General features: G+C 70.6%; 15 protein-coding genes. 5 read left to right on the top strand and 10 right to left on the bottom strand.

All coding sequences use genetic code 11. The annotated features are described in order from the left end of the window. Positions 1-90 precede the first annotated feature (90 nt). Positions 91-546 carry a GNAT family N-acetyltransferase gene (locus tag QSK32_RS05490; RefSeq protein WP_045745245.1) on the top strand — a complete coding sequence of 152 codons (456 nt, stop codon included), beginning with the start codon at positions 91-93 and terminating at the stop codon, positions 544-546. A 116-nt stretch (positions 547-662) separates the two neighbouring features. On the opposite strand, the gene QSK32_RS05485 is transcribed toward QSK32_RS05490, so the two are convergent. Beyond that, the gene (locus tag QSK32_RS05485) at positions 663-2,810 is read right to left on the bottom strand and encodes a RecQ family ATP-dependent DNA helicase (protein ID WP_502872508.1); all 2,148 of its coding nucleotides are present in this window, start codon (positions 2,808-2,810) and stop codon (positions 663-665) included. 1,247 nt (positions 2,811-4,057) lie between these two features. Here QSK32_RS05485 and QSK32_RS05480 point away from each other — a divergent pair. The 4 genes from QSK32_RS05480 to QSK32_RS05465 all read left to right on the top strand — a co-directional run bounded on the left by QSK32_RS05480 (position 4,058) and on the right by QSK32_RS05465 (position 6,085). Beyond that, the gene (locus QSK32_RS05480) at positions 4,058-4,579 is read left to right on the top strand and encodes a hypothetical protein (RefSeq protein WP_157411273.1); all 522 of its coding nucleotides are present in this window, start codon (positions 4,058-4,060) and stop codon (positions 4,577-4,579) included. Further along, a complete protein-coding gene (locus QSK32_RS05475) occupies positions 4,563-5,144 on the top strand; it encodes a helix-turn-helix domain-containing protein (RefSeq protein ID WP_083449343.1) in 582 nt (193 codons plus the stop codon). Before QSK32_RS05480 ends, QSK32_RS05475 begins: the two co-directional genes overlap by 17 nt. Beyond that, entirely contained in the window at positions 5,099-5,599 is a 501-nt protein-coding gene (locus tag QSK32_RS05470; protein WP_157411274.1) for a hypothetical protein, read from the top strand. The genes QSK32_RS05475 and QSK32_RS05470 overlap by 46 nt, the downstream gene beginning before the upstream one ends. A gap of 87 nt (positions 5,600-5,686) precedes the next feature. Beyond that, positions 5,687-6,085, top strand: a complete 399-nt coding sequence (locus QSK32_RS05465) for a hypothetical protein (protein WP_285471370.1) — start codon at positions 5,687-5,689, stop codon at positions 6,083-6,085. A 24-nt stretch (positions 6,086-6,109) separates the two neighbouring features. Here the strand turns inward: QSK32_RS05465 and QSK32_RS05460 are convergent, their stop codons facing one another. The 9 genes from QSK32_RS05460 to QSK32_RS05420 form a co-directional block, all read right to left on the bottom strand. After that, a complete protein-coding gene (locus QSK32_RS05460) occupies positions 6,110-6,835 on the bottom strand; it encodes an SDR family NAD(P)-dependent oxidoreductase (RefSeq protein ID WP_045745250.1) in 726 nt (241 codons plus the stop codon). 34 nt (positions 6,836-6,869) lie between these two features. Then, positions 6,870-8,825 carry a serine/threonine-protein kinase gene (locus QSK32_RS05455; protein ID WP_285471369.1) on the bottom strand — a complete coding sequence of 652 codons (1,956 nt, stop codon included), beginning with the start codon at positions 8,823-8,825 and terminating at the stop codon, positions 6,870-6,872. A gap of 98 nt (positions 8,826-8,923) precedes the next feature. Next, positions 8,924-10,405, bottom strand: a complete 1,482-nt coding sequence (locus QSK32_RS05450; protein WP_285471368.1) for a fused MFS/spermidine synthase — start codon at positions 10,403-10,405, stop codon at positions 8,924-8,926. A gap of 10 nt (positions 10,406-10,415) precedes the next feature. After that, a complete protein-coding gene (locus tag QSK32_RS05445) occupies positions 10,416-11,426 on the bottom strand; it encodes a coiled-coil domain-containing protein (RefSeq protein ID WP_502872507.1) in 1,011 nt (336 codons plus the stop codon). A gap of 63 nt (positions 11,427-11,489) precedes the next feature. Then, positions 11,490-12,263 carry an SDR family NAD(P)-dependent oxidoreductase gene (locus QSK32_RS05440; protein WP_045745253.1) on the bottom strand — a complete coding sequence of 258 codons (774 nt, stop codon included), beginning with the start codon at positions 12,261-12,263 and terminating at the stop codon, positions 11,490-11,492. A gap of 9 nt (positions 12,264-12,272) precedes the next feature. Next, complete coding sequence (locus tag QSK32_RS05435) at positions 12,273-13,085, bottom strand: inositol monophosphatase family protein (protein WP_045745254.1); 813 nt, start codon at positions 13,083-13,085, stop codon at positions 12,273-12,275. Beyond that, positions 13,078-13,530 (bottom strand): response regulator, encoded by a 453-nt coding sequence (locus QSK32_RS05430; protein ID WP_045745255.1) that lies wholly within the window; start codon positions 13,528-13,530, stop codon positions 13,078-13,080. Before QSK32_RS05430 ends, QSK32_RS05435 begins: the two co-directional genes overlap by 8 nt. Beyond that, the gene (locus QSK32_RS05425) at positions 13,527-15,131 is read right to left on the bottom strand and encodes a sensor histidine kinase (protein WP_353050958.1); all 1,605 of its coding nucleotides are present in this window, start codon (positions 15,129-15,131) and stop codon (positions 13,527-13,529) included. The genes QSK32_RS05430 and QSK32_RS05425 overlap by 4 nt, the downstream gene beginning before the upstream one ends. Beyond that, the gene (locus QSK32_RS05420) at positions 15,128-16,321 is read right to left on the bottom strand and encodes a PP2C family protein-serine/threonine phosphatase (protein ID WP_045745257.1); all 1,194 of its coding nucleotides are present in this window, start codon (positions 16,319-16,321) and stop codon (positions 15,128-15,130) included. Before QSK32_RS05420 ends, QSK32_RS05425 begins: the two co-directional genes overlap by 4 nt. Positions 16,322-16,365: the final 44 nt, after the last annotated feature.

Raw genomic sequence — 16,365 nt, 5'->3', positions numbered from 1 at the left:
CCGCCCCCGGTGGGAACCGCGTTGGCCGGGCGGCATCCGGCTGATAGACCAGGTGCCGGACAGTCCGGCCTGGGATGAGGGAGAACGACGGTGACCGACTTCGTACGCGGAGACTACGTACTGACCGACGACCGGGAGCGGGTGAACCTGGCCTGGGTGAGCCGCTGGCTGACCGAGGAGGCCTACTGGGCGGTCGGGCGGTCGGGCGACGTCGTGGCGCGGTCGATCGAGGGTTCGCTGCCGTTCTCGGTGTTCGCCGGTGACGAGCAGGTGGCGTTCTCCCGGGTGGTCACCGACGGCGCGACCTTCGCCTGGATCTGCGACGTCTTCGTGGCCGAGGAGCACCGGGGGCGGGGTCTGGGCACCTGGATGGTCGACACGATCGTGGCCACCCTGTCCGAGCGCGGCCTCCAGCGCTTCCTGCTGGCCACCAAGGACGCCCAGGAGGTCTACCGCAAGTCGGGCTTCGCCGAGTTGCAGGGCGCCCACCGTTTCATGGAGATCGACCGGCGGCCGAACCGCGCCTTCATCCTCGGCACCGCCTGAGCCCCCGGCCCCACCTGAGCTCACGTCCCCACCTGAGCTCACGGCACCGCCTGAGCTCACGGCACCGCCTGAGGGGCACCCCGCACCGCCTGAGAGGCGCCCACCCGCCCCGTGGATCACCCGGCGACGGCCAGGGCGAACGGCAGCACGCCGGGGGCGCCCGCGCGGCGAAGGGCCCGGCCGGCCAGGGTCATCGTCCATCCGGAGTCGACCAGGTCGTCGACGAGCAGGACCGGGCCCTCCAGCCGGGCCACCTCGGCGGCGATCTCCGCGGGAACACTGAAGGACTCGTGCAGGGCGAGAACCCGCTGGGCGCTGTTGCCCCGCGGGCCGTCGTCACCCACCCGGTCACCGGACAGCACGCCGAGGAAGGGCAGGCGGCCGACCGTGGCAATGTGCTCCGCCAGGCTGTGGATAAGTTGTGGATGACGCTGTGAATAAACCGCGACTACGCAGGTGGGACGCGTTTTCCAGGCGTCCTCACCACGGGCCCAAGCTTTCAGCACCTCGACCACCGCGGCACCCAGCTCGGCGGGGATCGGCGCATCCGCGGACTCCGGCGACACCAGGCCCCGAAGCCGGGAACCCCAGCCCAGATCGGAGAGCCGGCCCACCGCCCGGCCCGGCTCGGCCTGCTCAGCGGGCGCGATCTTGCCCTTGAGGGAGATGCCGACCGCGGCCAGACCCGTCGGCCACATCTTCTTCGGCGCGATCTCGGCGCCGGGACGGCCCAGGAACGCCTCGGCGGCGGCCAGCGAACCCGCCGACACGTCCGCCCCGAGCAGCGGGCCGGCACAGTTGTCGCAGCGCCCGCACGGGGCGGCCGACGGGTCGTCCAGGCACCGGCGGAGGTACTCCATGCGGCAGGCGGTCGTCTCCGCGTACTCGATCATGGTCTTCTGCTCGGAAGCCCGCGCCTGAGCGACACGCTCGAGCCTCTCGGTGTCGTAGGTCCACGGCTCACCGGTGGCGAGCCAGCCACCGCGCGTGCGACGCACCGCGCCGTCCACGTCCAGCACCTTGAGCATCAGCTCCAGACGGTTGCGCCGCAGGTCGACGAGCGGTTCCAGCGCCTGCGTGGACAGCGGGCGCTCCGGCGACAACTGCGACAGCACGGCCCGCACCTGATCCTCGGGCGGGAAGGCGAGCGAGGCGAAATAACGCCAGATCGCGGCGTCCTCGGCACCCGGCAACAACACCACCTCGGCGTGCTCCACGGCACGCCCGGCACGGCCGACCTGCTGGTAGTACGCGATCGGCGACGGCGGCGCGCCCAGGTGCACCACGAATCCCAGGTCCGGCTTGTCGAACCCCATGCCGAGCGCCGACGTCGCCACCAACGCCTTGATCTTGTTGTCCAGCAGGTCCTGCTCGGCGGCCCGGCGCTCGGAATCCTCCACCTGACCCGTGTAGGACGCGACCGGGAAACCCCGCGACCGCAGGAAGTCGGCCGTCTCCATCGCCGCCGCCACAGTCAGCGTGTAGACGATGCCCGAACCCGGCAGACGCTCCAGATGATCGGCCAGCCAGGCCAGCCGGTGCGCCGGATCCGGCAGGCGCAACGCGGCCAGCCGCAACGAATCCCGCTCCAGCGTGCCGCGCAACACCAGCGCGTCACCCAGCTGGTCGGCCACGTCGGCGGTCACCCGGGCGTTGGCGGTCGCGGTGGTCGCCAACACCGGGGTACGCGACGGAAGCCCGTTCAGGAACGTCCGGAGGCGCCGGTAGTCCGGCCGGAAGTCGTGTCCCCAGTCGGAGACGCAGTGCGCCTCGTCCACCACCAGCAGACCGGTGCCCGACGCCAGACCCGGCAGGACGTTGTCCCGGAAATCCGGATTGTTGAGACGCTCCGGGCTGATCAGCAGCACGTCCACCTCACCGGCCCGGATCTCCTGCTCGATCAGCGACCACTCGTCCAGGTTCGCCGAGTTGATGGTCCGCGCCCGGATGCCCGCCCGCGCCGCCGACTCCACCTGGTTGCGCATCAACGCCAGCAGCGGCGACACGATGACCGTCGGACCGGCCGGCCGGTCGCCCTCGCGCAACAACGCGGTGGCCACGAAGTAGACCGCCGACTTGCCCCACCCGGTGCGCTGCACGCACAGCACCCGCCGGTGGTCCACGGTCAGGGCCTCGATCGCCCGCCATTGATCCTCACGAAGCCGCGCATGGTCGCCGGCCAAGCGCCGGAGGATCTCCTCAGCGCGCTCCCTGATGGTGGAGCGCTCGGCCGGAGTGGCCGCTTCCCGCGTCGGTTCAGTCACCCGGCATGTCTATCAGGGGTTCGGGACCGGATCGCCGTCATCCACAGTCCGCGGTTGTCCACAGGGCTTCGCCCGGTCCGCGGCGGAATCCGCCCAGGATGGGCGGCGAGCGTTCCGGGCATGCGGCGCGGGGCGCTCGCCGCCGGGCACTCGGGGCGCTCGCCGCCGGGCACTCGGGGTGAGCGCCGCCGGGCACTCGGGGTGAGCGCCGCGGGACGCTCGCCGCGGGGCGCCGGCACGGGTTCTGTACGCCTCGAGCCGGCGCCACCGTGCGGCACCCATCGAGAGGAGGTGAGGAATGACCGATCAGAGTACGGAGACTGCCGGGGCACGGGAGAGGAGACGGCGGATCCGCGAGCCGGGCGAACCGGGCCCACGGCCACCACCATGCCGGGCCCGGCTCCGGCCGGGTCCCCCGCAATGCCACCGACTCAAGTTGATCATGAGCCTGCCCATCGCCTTCGCCACGGCTGCGATCACGTCTGCCGGGCGTCGTATCCGGTCGCCCATGCATCGGCGCCGTTCAGCAACGCGCGCCCCCACCAGGGCCGCCGCCGAGATCGGAATGGGTTCGGTGGCGTTCCGGCCACCCCCAGCCGTCGGCCACGGTCCGCCCATGAGCCGAAAGCGACCGTGAGCGACGGCTGAGAGACCCCGAGCCGTCGCTCACGGCTGATTCCCGCCCTCCCGAACAGCCGTGGCCGACGGCCCGACCGACCCGGCCGTCAGCTGCGGTCCGCCCGCGAGCCGAGAACGACCGTGAGCGACGGCCGACGATCGTGCCATGCCACCCAGCCTCAGTCGATCATGGACATGACCCCGCGCTGCGACAAACAGCTGAACTGCACCGATGCGACCACCACGACCGACGACCGACGAGTCGCCGCGGCGAAGGGGACCGGATGGTCACCTGTCACGGCATTGATCAACTTAAGCTGAGTGGCATTGGGGTCACCCGCGCGAGACCTTCCACATCGGGACTTTTTCGATAATTGACACTTCGGCATGACTGGCCGATCAGGTAATGGACTGTCAACTGTTCGGTCAAAGTTGGCAGCCCCCGGCACGGAACGGCGATCAGCGTCGATACAAACGCGCAGCTCTCCGTACTACATACCGTCGCGTACCAGCCACGCGGCACCGAGCTCGCGGGCGCTTTCCGTCAAACCGACCTTGACGGTGAGCGCACATAACGGCACTGTCGGTTGCCGAGTAAGGGCTGCGTTACCGACGGTGGGAGTTTACAGTTGACTAAAGTCAAACGGCGGAAGGTGGTGGAGGGTGAGTGTCATGTCATCCACTGCGCCATCCGGGGAAACGCCGCCCAATCACCCGCAGCCTCCTTCCTTGATCAACTCAAGAGCGGTTCCTACGTGGAGGACCCGGACTTCCAAGGCCTTCCCGATGATGCTCAGATCCACGACTACGACACGTTTCTGTGGTTCTGCCGCGTTCTCGCCGACGACGGCTTACCGGCTCGCACCCGCGCGGTCAACGACCTTGAGGGCGGCATCTGGGAATTCAAGGTCGGGGCCAAACGGCTGTCATTCTATGACACACCTGGCGATGGGACTTTTTCGCCGAAATACCGCCCCAGGAACAGGGAAGAAGCGTACTCACAGGACGACTTTTACTGGTTTCCCCGATTCGACGACTACATCCGTCTGGGCCACGCCTTTCCCAAGAGCGGGCCGCGCACCATTCCCGACGACATCGCGATGACGCTCGAAGTGCGGAAGGAGGATTTGCATCATGACCTACCAGAATAATGAAGAGCGCTCTTTGTACGAGGAGCGCGCATCGACATGGGTGGGCCTGCTCGGACTCGCGGCCGCAGCTGCGGCATGGCAGGTCGTACGCCTCTTCACGGCTGCCAGAGCCGCCTCCGGCATCTCCTCCAAGACGCTTGCCGAGCGGATGAGCGTCACCGAGGGCCGCGTCTCCCAGATCCTCTCCGGCGAGGGCAACGTGCACATCGCCACGGCGGCGAGGGTCCTGCGGGCCATGGGTTACGAGTTGACCCTCACCGCGGTGCCCGTCGACCCGGGCAAACCCCCGCTGGTCCTCAACCGCCGAGGACCGCGCAAGCAGGCGGTGGCACGGCCCGACCGGGCGTACGACGTCTATGCGCAGATGTTCCTGACACATGAGGGGCCCCGTGCCTTCCCGCTGCTGGTTCCGGCGCACGACACGCTGCGCACCACCCCGTACGGCACTCCGGTCAAGCTCGGCGAGGTGACCATCTCGGACCGGGGACAGGTCAGGCCGATACGCCCGATCCGGCCGGAATGGCAGGCGAAGGCCACCGAAAAACCGCGGCTGGCTACGACATGACCGACGTCGAAGAGGACACCGCCGCTCTCCTCGGTCGCCTCGAACTGCAGGCGCTCATCCTGGACGAATGCAGGGTGAAACGCGGTCGTGCGGAGGACGCGACGCCGGGAGACGTACAGACCGACCTCTCGGTCGCCATTGCGCACGGCGACCCGATCGTCTTCACCGTGCGGACGCTCAACGCTTTTCACAACCAGGCCGACGACATGATCGCTGAGATCGAGGCTTCGTTCTCGGCGTCGTACACGTACACCGGCGACCGGCCGACCGAACGCGCCGTGCAGAACTACGCGCGGGAGGCCCTGATGATTCAGGTGCTCCCTTTCGTCCGGGAGTTCCTCGCGTCGATGACGAATCGACTGGGCCTGACTCCGTTCTACCTTCCGCTCTTCGGTCCCGCGGCTGAGGTTCTTCGTACCGCTCAGCAGGTACCGCCCGGCGCAGACCGAGGCTGAGCGGTGTCGCCGGCGCCCGGCACCACATCGGGTGCTTCGTGCGCCAAGCTCTCAGCGCGGGTGGTCCATGGATGGAATTCTCGGGGAATGACCAAGACGATCGCCGAGAAGCTGCTGATCAAACCGCATTCGACGCTCTGGCTGGATCAGCCGGCTCGGCTGCCGCTGCTGACGCCGATGCCGGAGGGGGTCCGGGAGACCGGGACGCTGTCCACGGCCGGGACGGCGGTCATGTTCGTGGAGGACGCGGCGGGGCTCCGGGAGCGGCTGGCCGAGCATCATGAGGACATCGACAAGCCGGGCGCGTTCTGGATCGCCTATCCGAAGGGGAACAAGGCGGACGTCAACCGGGACACCCTGTGGCCGATCGTGGCCGACTTCGACATGCGGCCGTGCGGTCAGGTGGCGATCGACGAGCGGTGGTCGGCGCTGCGGTTCCGCGCCAACAGGCCCGGCGAGGGGCGTTTCACCGGCGGCGCGGCGTAACGCCCCTGACCGGGGAGGGACCTGTCAGCGGCCGAGGACGGAACCGCCGTTGACGTTGATGATCTGGCCGGTGACGAACGGGCCGCCGGGTCCGACCAGCCAGCGGACCGTCTCGGCGATGTCGGCCGGGGTGCCGGCCCGCTTCACCAGGGTGGCGTCGACGCGCGAGCGGTGGCCTTCGGGCGTCATCCGGCCGTCGAAGAACTCGCTGTCGGTGACGTATCCGGGGGCGATCACGTTGGCGGTGATGCCCTCCTGGCCGAGGCTGGTGGCGAGGTCCAGCGCGTACCCGTGAAGGGCTGCCTTGGCCGCCGAGTAGGGCCCGCCGCCACCGCGCTGGGCGGCGACCGAGCTGGTCAGGATGATTTTGCCACCGGGACGGCGGAGTCGGGGCAGCAGCGCGGTGGTGGTCAGCACCGCGGACAGGACGTTGGAGTCGAGGTTGGCGCGCCATCGGTCGGCCACCCCGGACAGGGTGGATTCGTCGCCGCCCAGCCAGGCGCCGGCGTTGTTGACCAGGACGTCGAGGGGGCGGCCGGCGACCGCGTCGACCACTGCCGGGATCTGGTCCGGGTCGGTGACGTCGGCCGTGACCGCGGTGGCCTGCGGGCCGATCCACTCGATCGCGGCGGCGAGCACCTCGGGACGGCGGCCGACGATGATCACGTCGTAGCCCTCGCCGGCCAGCATGCCGGCCGTCGCCCTGCCGATGCCCGTGCCGCCGCCGGTGACCACTGCGAGTCTTGTCATGAGACCGACCCTATCCGGCATGATCAGAAGGCGGTCAGAAGGCCAGGGAGAAGCCCGTGCCACGCTTGGGGACGGGCACGGCCGGCGGCCCCTGCGGCGCCGGCGTGACCCGCTTGCGGGGTGTCGCACCGCCCCGGTCGGCCGGGGGCCGCTTGCGTTTGCCGGGCTTGTCGCGGACGCGCGGCGACTCGACGGTGCTGGTGCTGACCGAGTCGTCCGCGGCGGGTTGCGGGTTGGTGCTGCCGAGGACCTCGGCGCGGCAGGGCCGGCCGTCCAGTTTGAAGGCGAGCGGCAGCGGGTTGCGGTTGCGGTACCCGCCCCGCAGGGTGAGCGCCCGGGTCCGGCCCTGGCCGCGTACCACCACGCGACGGCCGTGCTGGGTGACCGATTTCGGCGTGGCGGCGAGGCGCTGGGTGCCGGGGTAGGAGAACTCGACACGCCAGTCGCCGGGTTCGTCGCCGGCCACCACGGTGAGGCGGGCCTCGAAGTCGGCGCCCGAGTCGCGGCGCACCTGGTACCGGACCGAGCAGCGGATGGTGTCGGCGCCCGCCGCCACGGCGGGTCCGCCGGCGCCGGCGGCGGTGGTCTGGGCCTGTTCGGCGTCCCGGGATTCGCGGCGGAACGACCAGTTGAGCGTGGTCGCGGCGAGGAGCACCACGGCGGCCAGGGCGGCCAGGGCGGGCATCCGGTCGCGGCGGGGCAGCAAGCGCGGGGAGAGCCTGCGGGCGAGGGCGGTCAGGCCGGGCCGGGCCGCGTCGGCCGAGGACCTGAGCAGCGAGAAGACCGGGATCTCCGGCGACGTGGACGTGATCGGCATGGCAGCGGCGGACGTAGAGGTCGTGGCCGTAACACCAACAGCCGCGGAACCGGCAGCTGTGGAGGTGGCGGGTGGAGCGGTGACCGACGTGGCGACGGCGGACCGGTAGACCGACGGTGCCGCGCGGAAGACCCGGCCGGCCCGGAAGATGCCACCACCCAGCGGACGCGCGCGGCCCAGATGCAGGGCGGTCAGGAGACGCATGCCGGCGCGTACCCGGAAGCGGGCCATCCGGCCGCCGCCCGCGCCGGGGATCCGGACCACCGCCCGGGCCGCGGGCACCGCGGACCGTTCGCCGGACCGCAGCGGTGGGATGATCGGGCGCAGGCCCACGGTCGCGCCGAGCGCACGGGCGATCTCCGCCGCCGCCGGCCGGCCGTCCGGGCTCTTCGCCAGGCAGCGCAGGCACAGGTCGGCGACGCCCACCGGCAGTCCGGGCAGGTCCGGCACCGGATCCGGGTCGGCGTAGAGGTGGGCGCGCAACGCCTCCGCGGTGTTCTCCGCCGACCACGGCATGTGCCCGGTGAGCGCCCGGTAGAGCAGCAGCCCGAGGGCGTAGACGTCGGTGGCCGGGGACACGCAGGAGCCGCCGAGGCGTTCCGGGGCGAGGTACGCCGGTGTCCCGAGCAGGCTGCCGTCCGGGGCCGCGTCGCGCTGGCCGGCGAGCGCGGAGATCCCGAAGTCGACGACCTTGGCGCCGGAGCCGGTGAGCATCACGTTGGCCGGGGTGACGTCGCGGTGCACGACGCCCCGGGCGTGGGCGGTGGCCAGGGCGGACGCCACCTCGGCGGCGACGATCACGGCTTCGCGCCAGTCGAGGGAGCCCTGCCGGCTGATGCGGGCGGCGAGGGATTCGCCGTCGTTGAGTTCCATCACGACGTACGGCACGGTCACGCCGTCCGGGATCATGGCTTCGCCGAAGTCGTGGATGCCGGTGATGTGCGGGTGGCAGAGTCGCGCGGCGGCGAGCGCCTCCTGGCGGAGCCGGTCGCGGAAGGTGCGGTCCTCGGCGAGGGTGGGTGAGAGGACCTTCACGGCGACGTCGCGGCCCAGCGTCTCGTCGTATCCGCGCCAGACCACGGACATGCCGCCGGTGCCGAGTTTCTCGACGAGGCGGTATCGCCCGGCGATACGGAGCGGACCGTCGTGACCGTTCTGCTCCGTACGCCCCATGTCAGGATTGTCGCCCGCGCGGCTTACCCGCCGGTGCCACACCGGGAAATCGGGCCGTGGGAAAAGCCCCTCCGGGCCACGGACCGGCAGGAACCGGATCAGCCGGCCAACAGCTGGTCGACCGGTGCGTAATCGTCGGTCAGCACGCGGGCGCCGTCCACGAAATCGGTCAGCGCCTCTCCCTCCACCAGGGTGGCCCCCTCCGGAAGGACGATCGCGGCCGGCGGCAGAGGGCTCTTCGACGCGACGATCACGAAGTTCGCGCCGCCGCCGGTGCCCGCGACGGACTCCGGCGTGGCGATCAGGGCCACGTGCGGGAACGCCGCGGCGACCGTGGCGATCTCGGCCCGGATGAACCGGCCGGGCGGGTAGTCGATCACGTTCTGGGCGTACACGCCGTCGGTGCGCAGGACGCGGGCGACGTCGGCGGCCATCTCCCGGGTGGCGAGGTGCCACGGGACGACGAGGTGGCCGAACGCGTCGCCGACCACCAGGTCGTACCCGGCGTCCGGCTGGGCGGCCAGGCCGACCCGGGCATCGCCGACGCGGACCCGCAGGTCGGGGCCGGTGACCAGGCCGAGTTGCTCGCGGTCCAGGTCGACCAGGCCACCGTCGAGTTCCAGGACGAGCTGCTCGCTGCCCGGCCGGGTGTCCCGCAGGTACGCCGGCACGGTGAACCCGCCGCCGCCCAGGTGCAGGGCCTGGACCGGGGTGCCGGCCGGGCGGGCGGCGTCGGCGACCGCGGCGATCCACTGGACGTACTCGAACTCCAGGTGCCGTGGGTCGTCCAGGTCGACGTACGAGTGCCGCGCCGAGTTGAGTTCCAGGGTCCGCCCGCCCTGCCGGTCCGGGTCCTCGACCACGCTGGCGCAGTGGTACGCCGTCTCCACGTCACACGGCGTCGGCGTGGCCACCCCGAGCCCGGTGCCGGCGAGTCCCAGCACGGCCAGGCCGGCCCGGACCTTCGGGGAGCCATTGACCGAATCCCGCAGCCACCAGCCGAGTGCCACGCCGCTGACCGCCAGCAGCACCGCCAGACTGATGATGATCGCGCTGCTGGGCATCGCGGCGACGAAGACGAAACCGGTCACCAGGGTCGCCGTGATCGCGCCGAGCGTGCCGATCCCGGAGAGCCGCCCGACCACCGAGCCGGCCTGCCGCAGGTCACCGAGCTGGAGTTTGACCACCATCGGCGCGACGCTGGAGAGCACCAGGGCGGGCGGGAAGACGGCCAGCGCCGCGAGCAGCAGCACCGCCGGGGCGGCACCGCCGCGCAGCAGTTCGCCACCCCACCAGACCAGCGGCAGGGTGAGTCCGGTGCCGACCGCGCCGAGGATCAGCGCCGGCGCGAGCAGCATCCGCGGGTCGTACTTGTCGGCGAGGCGGCCGCCGGCCCAGGCGCCGTAGGCGATGGCGGCCAGGGCCACGCCGATGACCGAACTGCTGACCTGAAGGGTCACCCCGACGTAGGGGCCGACCAGCCGCAGCGCGACGATCTCGAGGACCAGGACCGCGCCACTGGATCCGAACGCCAGAGCGGTGGCCAGAGCCGAGGGCAGGGGACGGGGCGGGTTATCCACCGCTGAAAGGCTAAAGCATCGACAGGTGAACGTGGTTCGTGTGCACCGCGGCCGGTCCCCCGCTGGCGCTGTAGGCCCGCCATCCGGTGCTCGGCATCCAGATCTGCCGGTACCAGATCACGTACATCACGCCGAGCGAGTCGGCGTTCTTGACGAAGTACGCCGCCAGCCGGTCGCCGTAGGCCTTGTCGCCGCCGGTGGCCGCCTTGTCCTCGAAACCGCCGGCCGCGGCGGAGAAGTCGCAGGCCCGGCCCTTCGGGTGTTCGCCGGAGGCCCGTTCACTGAAGCAGACCGTGTAGCGCTTGAAGCCGTCCGACCGGGATTCCTGGTAGGCGTGCAGGGTGCGCGGGGTGATGCAGCCGGTGGAGGTCGGGTCGTCGACCGTGCACTTCTCACTCGGCCAGGAGCCGTCCGAGTTGCGCGGCGCGGGCTCGGCCGCCGGCGAGTCGGCGCTGACGAACCCGCCGGACGAACCGCCGCCGACCTCGGCGAGCGCGATCTCGGCCTGCTTCTTCTTGCGGGCCATCACGTTGACCTGCCGCTGCTGTTCGGTCACCTCGGCGTCCAGGGCGGTCTTGGCCCGTTTCGCGGTCTCGATCTGTTCCTGGTACGTCGCCAGCGTCTGGCTGTTGACCTGGGCGAGGATGTCGAGGCTCTGCGCGCGCTGCACGAACCGGTCCGGGGTGGCGCTGTTGAGCAGCAGGCCGACGCTGCTGATCCGCCCCATCTGGTACGACTGCTGGGCGACCGCGGTGACCTGGCTCGTCATCGCCTTCGCCGTGCTCTCGGACTGGCTCAGGCGCGTGGTGAGCTGCTTCTGCCGCTTCTTGGAGGCGGCCAGCTTGGTCTTCGCCTGGTCGTAGCCCTTGGCGGCGTTCTCCAGCGCGGTCCGCAGCTTCTTGGTGCCGCCTTCGGGATCGGCGGCCGCGGCTGGGGACGCGGGCATGGCGAGGGTCACCGCGACGGCGGTGACGATCAGGGCCAGCAGTGCAGTGCACCGGCGCGGGAGAACGGCCGCCACAGATACCTCCAAGTCGTGAGCGCCGGTACTCTACCGTGCCGGACCTGGGGAAAGGGAGATCGATCAGGTCGCGGAGTATCCACCGTCGACGAAGAGTGTCTGACCGGTCACCGCTTGCCCTGCATCACTCGCCAGAAAAACGGCACATCCGGCGAAATCCTCGGGCAGGCCGTTGCGCCCGATCAGCGTACGGGCGACATGCGCCGCGACCTTTCCAGGATCCGAGAAGACAGCCTCGGTCAATGGGGTATGCACCACGCCCGGGGCGATCGCGTTGCAGGTCACCCCGTGCCGCGACCAGGCCTCGGCCTGCGACCGGGTGAGCCCGACCAGCCCGGCCTTGGCCGCACCGTAGGCGCCGCTGTTGCCGTAGGCCCGGAACGCCTGCTGGGAGACGACGTTGATGATCCGTCCCCAGCCGCGCTCGGCCATCACCGGGCCGAACGCCTGCCCGAGCTGGAACGGCGCGGTCAGGTTCGCGGCGAGCGTCCGGTCCCAGACGTCGTCGGTCAACTCGCTCAACGGCGGGCGCAGGTTGATCCCGGCCGAGTTCACCAGGATGTCCGGAGCCCCGTACCCCGCAAGGGTCTGCTCGATGACGGCCCGGACCGCCTCCCGGTCGCCGAGATCCGCCGAGATCGCGCCCGCCTCGCACCCCTCGGCCCGCAGCTCGGCGACGACCTCGGCCATCGGCGCCTCGCGCCGGGCCACCAGCACCACCCGGGCGCCGGCCCCACCGAGCGCGAGGGCCATCGCCCGGCCGATCCCGGAACTGCCACCGGTGACCACCGCGGTCCGCCCGCTCAACCCGAAAAGCTTCTCGAGGTACGCCGTCATACCGACACTTTAGACAACGCCATCCGGGAACAGCGTTTCATGGACGGTGTCCCAGATATCGGCGTTCGTCGCGACCAGCAGACCACGGGTGTGGTCAGTCGGGTGGTACACGCCACCGTCGAGGTGCCGCACCACTCCGCCGGCCTCGCGCACGATCAGCGAGCCGGGCACGTGGTCCCAGGGCAGGATGCGCCAGAACATCGCGAACTGCTGTTCGTCGGTGGCGAGCGCGGGATATTCGTAGCCCGCGCAGTGCCGGCCCATGCTGAACTGCTTGAACGCGGCGGCGTTGGCCACCACCCGGGTGCGCAGGTCGTCCGGGAAGTACCGGTGGGCGATCACCCCGGTCAGGGCGGCGGCACCGGGATCGTCGGTGCGGACGGTGATGCGTACGCCGTCACGGTGCGCTCCGGAACCGGCCTCGGCCACCGTCATGCTGTCGGCGAGCACGTCCAGGATCCAGGCCGCCACCGGCTCGCCGTCGCGGACCAGGGCGACCATCACGCAGAACGGTCCCTTGCCGGCGGCGAAGTTGTTCGTGCCGTCGACCGGGTCGACGATCCACACGTAGCCGGCGACGCCCACCAGGTCACGGACTGCGGGATCGGCGTGGACCGCCTCCTCGCCGACCACCACGGAACCGGGCAGCAGGGCCGTCAACCGGCGGGTCAGCTCGCGCTCGGACTCCTGGTCGGCGATGGTGACCGTGTCGTGGCCGCCGGGGACCTTCTGGTGGATCTCGTCCGCGGACAGGTGCTGGAAACGGGGCAGCACGATCGTGCGGGCCACCTCGCGGATGATGTCGGCGACTTGATCAAGCACGCGGCGGCAACTTCACGACGGAGACGAAGAACTCATCGATCTGCCGGATGACCGCGATGAAACGCTCGAAGTCCACCGGCTTGGTCACGTATGCGTTCGCGTGCAGCTGGTAGCTGCGCAGGATGTCCTCGTCGGCGGACGACGTGGTGAGCACGACCACCGGGATCCGGCCCAGGTCGTCGTCCTTCTTGATCTCCTCGAGGACCTCGCGGCCGTCACGCTTGGGCAGGTTGAGGTCGAGCAGGATGAGGTCCGGGCGGACAGCGCCGGTGAACGGCCCCTCGCGTCGCAGATAGGCCAGGGCCTCCGCGCCGTCGGAGACGACGGTGAGCCGGTTGCGCACCTTGTGCTCCTCGAACGCCTCCTGCGTCATCAGGACGTCGCCGGGGTCGTCCTCGACGAGGAGCACCTCTATCGGTGTCCCGCTCTCCCGGGTGTCACTCATTGCTCCACCATCACCTTTCCGGACCCCTCGGAGGGCTCCGGCTCGTCCGCACCGGGCATCACCGGCAGCGTGAAGTAGATCGAAGCGCCCTCCGGCACGTCGACGTCCAGCCAGACCCGACCGCCATGGTATTCGACGATCTTCTTGACGATGGCCAGCCCGATCCCGGTCCCCTCGTAGGCGTCCCGGGCGTGCAGCCGCTGGAAGATCACGAACACCTTGTCGGCGAACTCGGCCTCGATCCCGATGCCGTTGTCACGAACGTTGATCCGCCACTCGGATCCGTCGCGCTCCGCGGTCACCGTGACCACGAGCGGCACGTCCGGCCGGCGGAACTTCAGCGAGTTGCCGATCAGGTTCACGAAGAGGGTGGTGAGCAGCGGCTCCTCACCCTCCACCGTGGGCAGTCCCGACCACGTTATCTCGGTGTCCTCACCGGCCCGGCTCTCCAGCTGCGATTTCACCTCTCCGAGCAACCTGTTCAGGTCGATGTCGGAGAATCCGCTGGTGAGCCGGCCGATCCGGGAGAACGCCAGCAGGTCGTTGATGAGCCGCTGCATCCGGGAGGCGCCGTCGACGGCGAACCCGATGTACTGGTCGGCGCGTTCGTCGAGCTGACCCGCGTACCGGCGCTGCAGGAGCTGGCAGAAGCTGGCCACCTTGCGCAGCGGTTCCTGCAGGTCGTGCGACGCGACGTAGGCGAACTGCTCAAGGTCGCGGTTCGACCGGGTCAGCTCCTCGGCCTGCGACTGGAGCTGCTGGTTGATCCACTCGACCTGTTGCCGGGCCTGCCGGACCTCGCTCAGCTCGCTGGCGATCTGCTGGCGCATCCGGTCCACGTCCTCGGCGAGCGCCACCAGGTCGGACGAGCCGTACTCGTTGTTGATGTGCCGGTCGTAGTCGCCGGACGCGACCTGCCGCACCTGGGCGGCCAGGTCGGTGACCGGACGGCTGACCATCCGGTCGAGCAGCACCAGCAGGATGATGCCGGCCAGCACGATGATCACCGCGGCGGCGATCTCGATGGCCACCAGCGCCTGGCTGGAGTCGCGGGCGGCGTCGGCGGACGCGGCCCGCAGCACCGAGATGTGGTTCTGCATCTCGGCGATGGCGGCCCGCAGCTGGTCGAACTCGGTCGTGGCGGCGTTCTCGACGACGTCCTGCGCGGCGGCAGTGCCCCCGGTGCCGACCGCGGCGATCACCGGATCGGCGACCGCGGCCCGCCAGGCGTCGGCCCGCTGCTCGACCACCCGCAACGCGTCCCGGATGTCGTCCTCACCCGGCGCGAGCAGGCGTTCGATCCGGTCGACCTGCTTACGCTCCTCGGCGAGGCCGCTCCGGTAGGGCAGCAGGTTGGCGTCCCGGCCGGTGATCGCGTACCCGCGGACACCGGTCTCCTGGTCGACCACCGCGGTGTTCAGCGTCTCGCCGGCCGCCCGCATCGGGCTGGCCCGGTCGAGCACGTTGTCCAGCTGACGGTTGTTCTCCGCGGCGGTCACCGCGGCGAAGACCCCGAGCAGGGCGAGCAGCATCCCGACGGTGGCGCACAACGCGATGATCCGCTGACGCAGGGTCCAGGAATGGACCGCTGACAGACTCACCGCCCACCGCCACGGGAGATCAGCAGCATCGCCACGTCGTCGGTGAGCGGGCCGCCGTTGGCCTGGTCGGCCCGGGCCACCAGCCACGGCGGCAGGTCGGGCAGCGGCACCTCACGGGCGGCCGGCTCGCCGAGCAGGCGGCACAGGCCGTCCACGTCCAGTCGCTCGTTGCCGGCGCCGATGTGTCCCTCGATCAGTCCGTCGGTGTACATCAGCAGAGACCAGTCATCGCCGGAGAACTCCAACTCAGTGGCGGGCGTGGGAGTGGGACGTACCCCGAGCACGATGCCGGTACGCGCGGCGACCGGCTCGGCCTTGCCCCCGGCGAGCACGACGGGCTGCGGATGACCGGCCAGCCGGACGGTCGCCCGGTTGCCCGGCAGGTCGATCACGGCCGAGGCGACCGTGGCGAACACCTCCCGGGCCCGGCGCTCGGTCATCAGGACCTGTTCCAAAGCGGCGAGCACGTGGTCCTCGGGCACACCGGCCAGCACCAGCGCACGCCAGGCGACCCGCAGCTCGACGCCGAGTGCGGCCTCGTCCACCCCGTGCCCGCACACGTCGCCGACGATCACGTGCAGCCGGTCGCCGGTCTGCACCACGTCGAAGAAGTCACCGCCGAGCAGGCCCAGCGCGCGCCCGGAACGGTAGAACGTCTCCACCGTCACCTCGGACGTCTGCATCAGCGGCTGCGGCAGCAGACCACGTTCCAGGCGGGCAGACTCGGCCTGCAGCAGTTCCACCTCGCGCAACCGGCGGGCGTTCTCGTCGGCGCGTTTGCGCTCCACCGCGTACCGCAGCGAACGGATCAGCAGGACGCCGTCGACCTGGCCCTTGACCAGGTAGTCCTGGGCGCCCTCGGCCACAGCCTGCACGCCCAGGTGCTCGTCGGAGCGGCCGGTGAGCACACAGACCGCGGCGTTGTCCGCGATGGCGAGCAGTTTGCGCAGGCCGTCGATGCCCTCGGCGTCCGGCAGACCCAGGTCGAGCAGCACACAGTCGGCGTCGGCGACCAGACCGGTGGCCTCGCGCAGGGTGCTGGCGACGGTGAGCCGGAACGGGGCCTCCGCCTCGCTGAGCAGCTCACGGACCAGGAAGGCGTCGCCCTCGTCGTCCTCGACGAGAAGGATCCGCAACCGTTGCAACTGTTCCGTCGCATACCGCCGGGGGGCGAGCGACCGCTCCGTCATCAGGATTCCCCACTCGACGCATAGGTGACCCGCAAATCGTGTAC

This window comes from Actinoplanes sp. NBRC 101535 (assembly GCF_030269225.1).
Classification (GTDB): Bacteria; Actinomycetota; Actinomycetes; order Mycobacteriales; family Micromonosporaceae; genus Actinoplanes; species Actinoplanes rectilineatus.
Note: the sequence above shows the minus strand (reverse complement) of the source record. Positions and strands in the feature narration are given on the sequence as shown.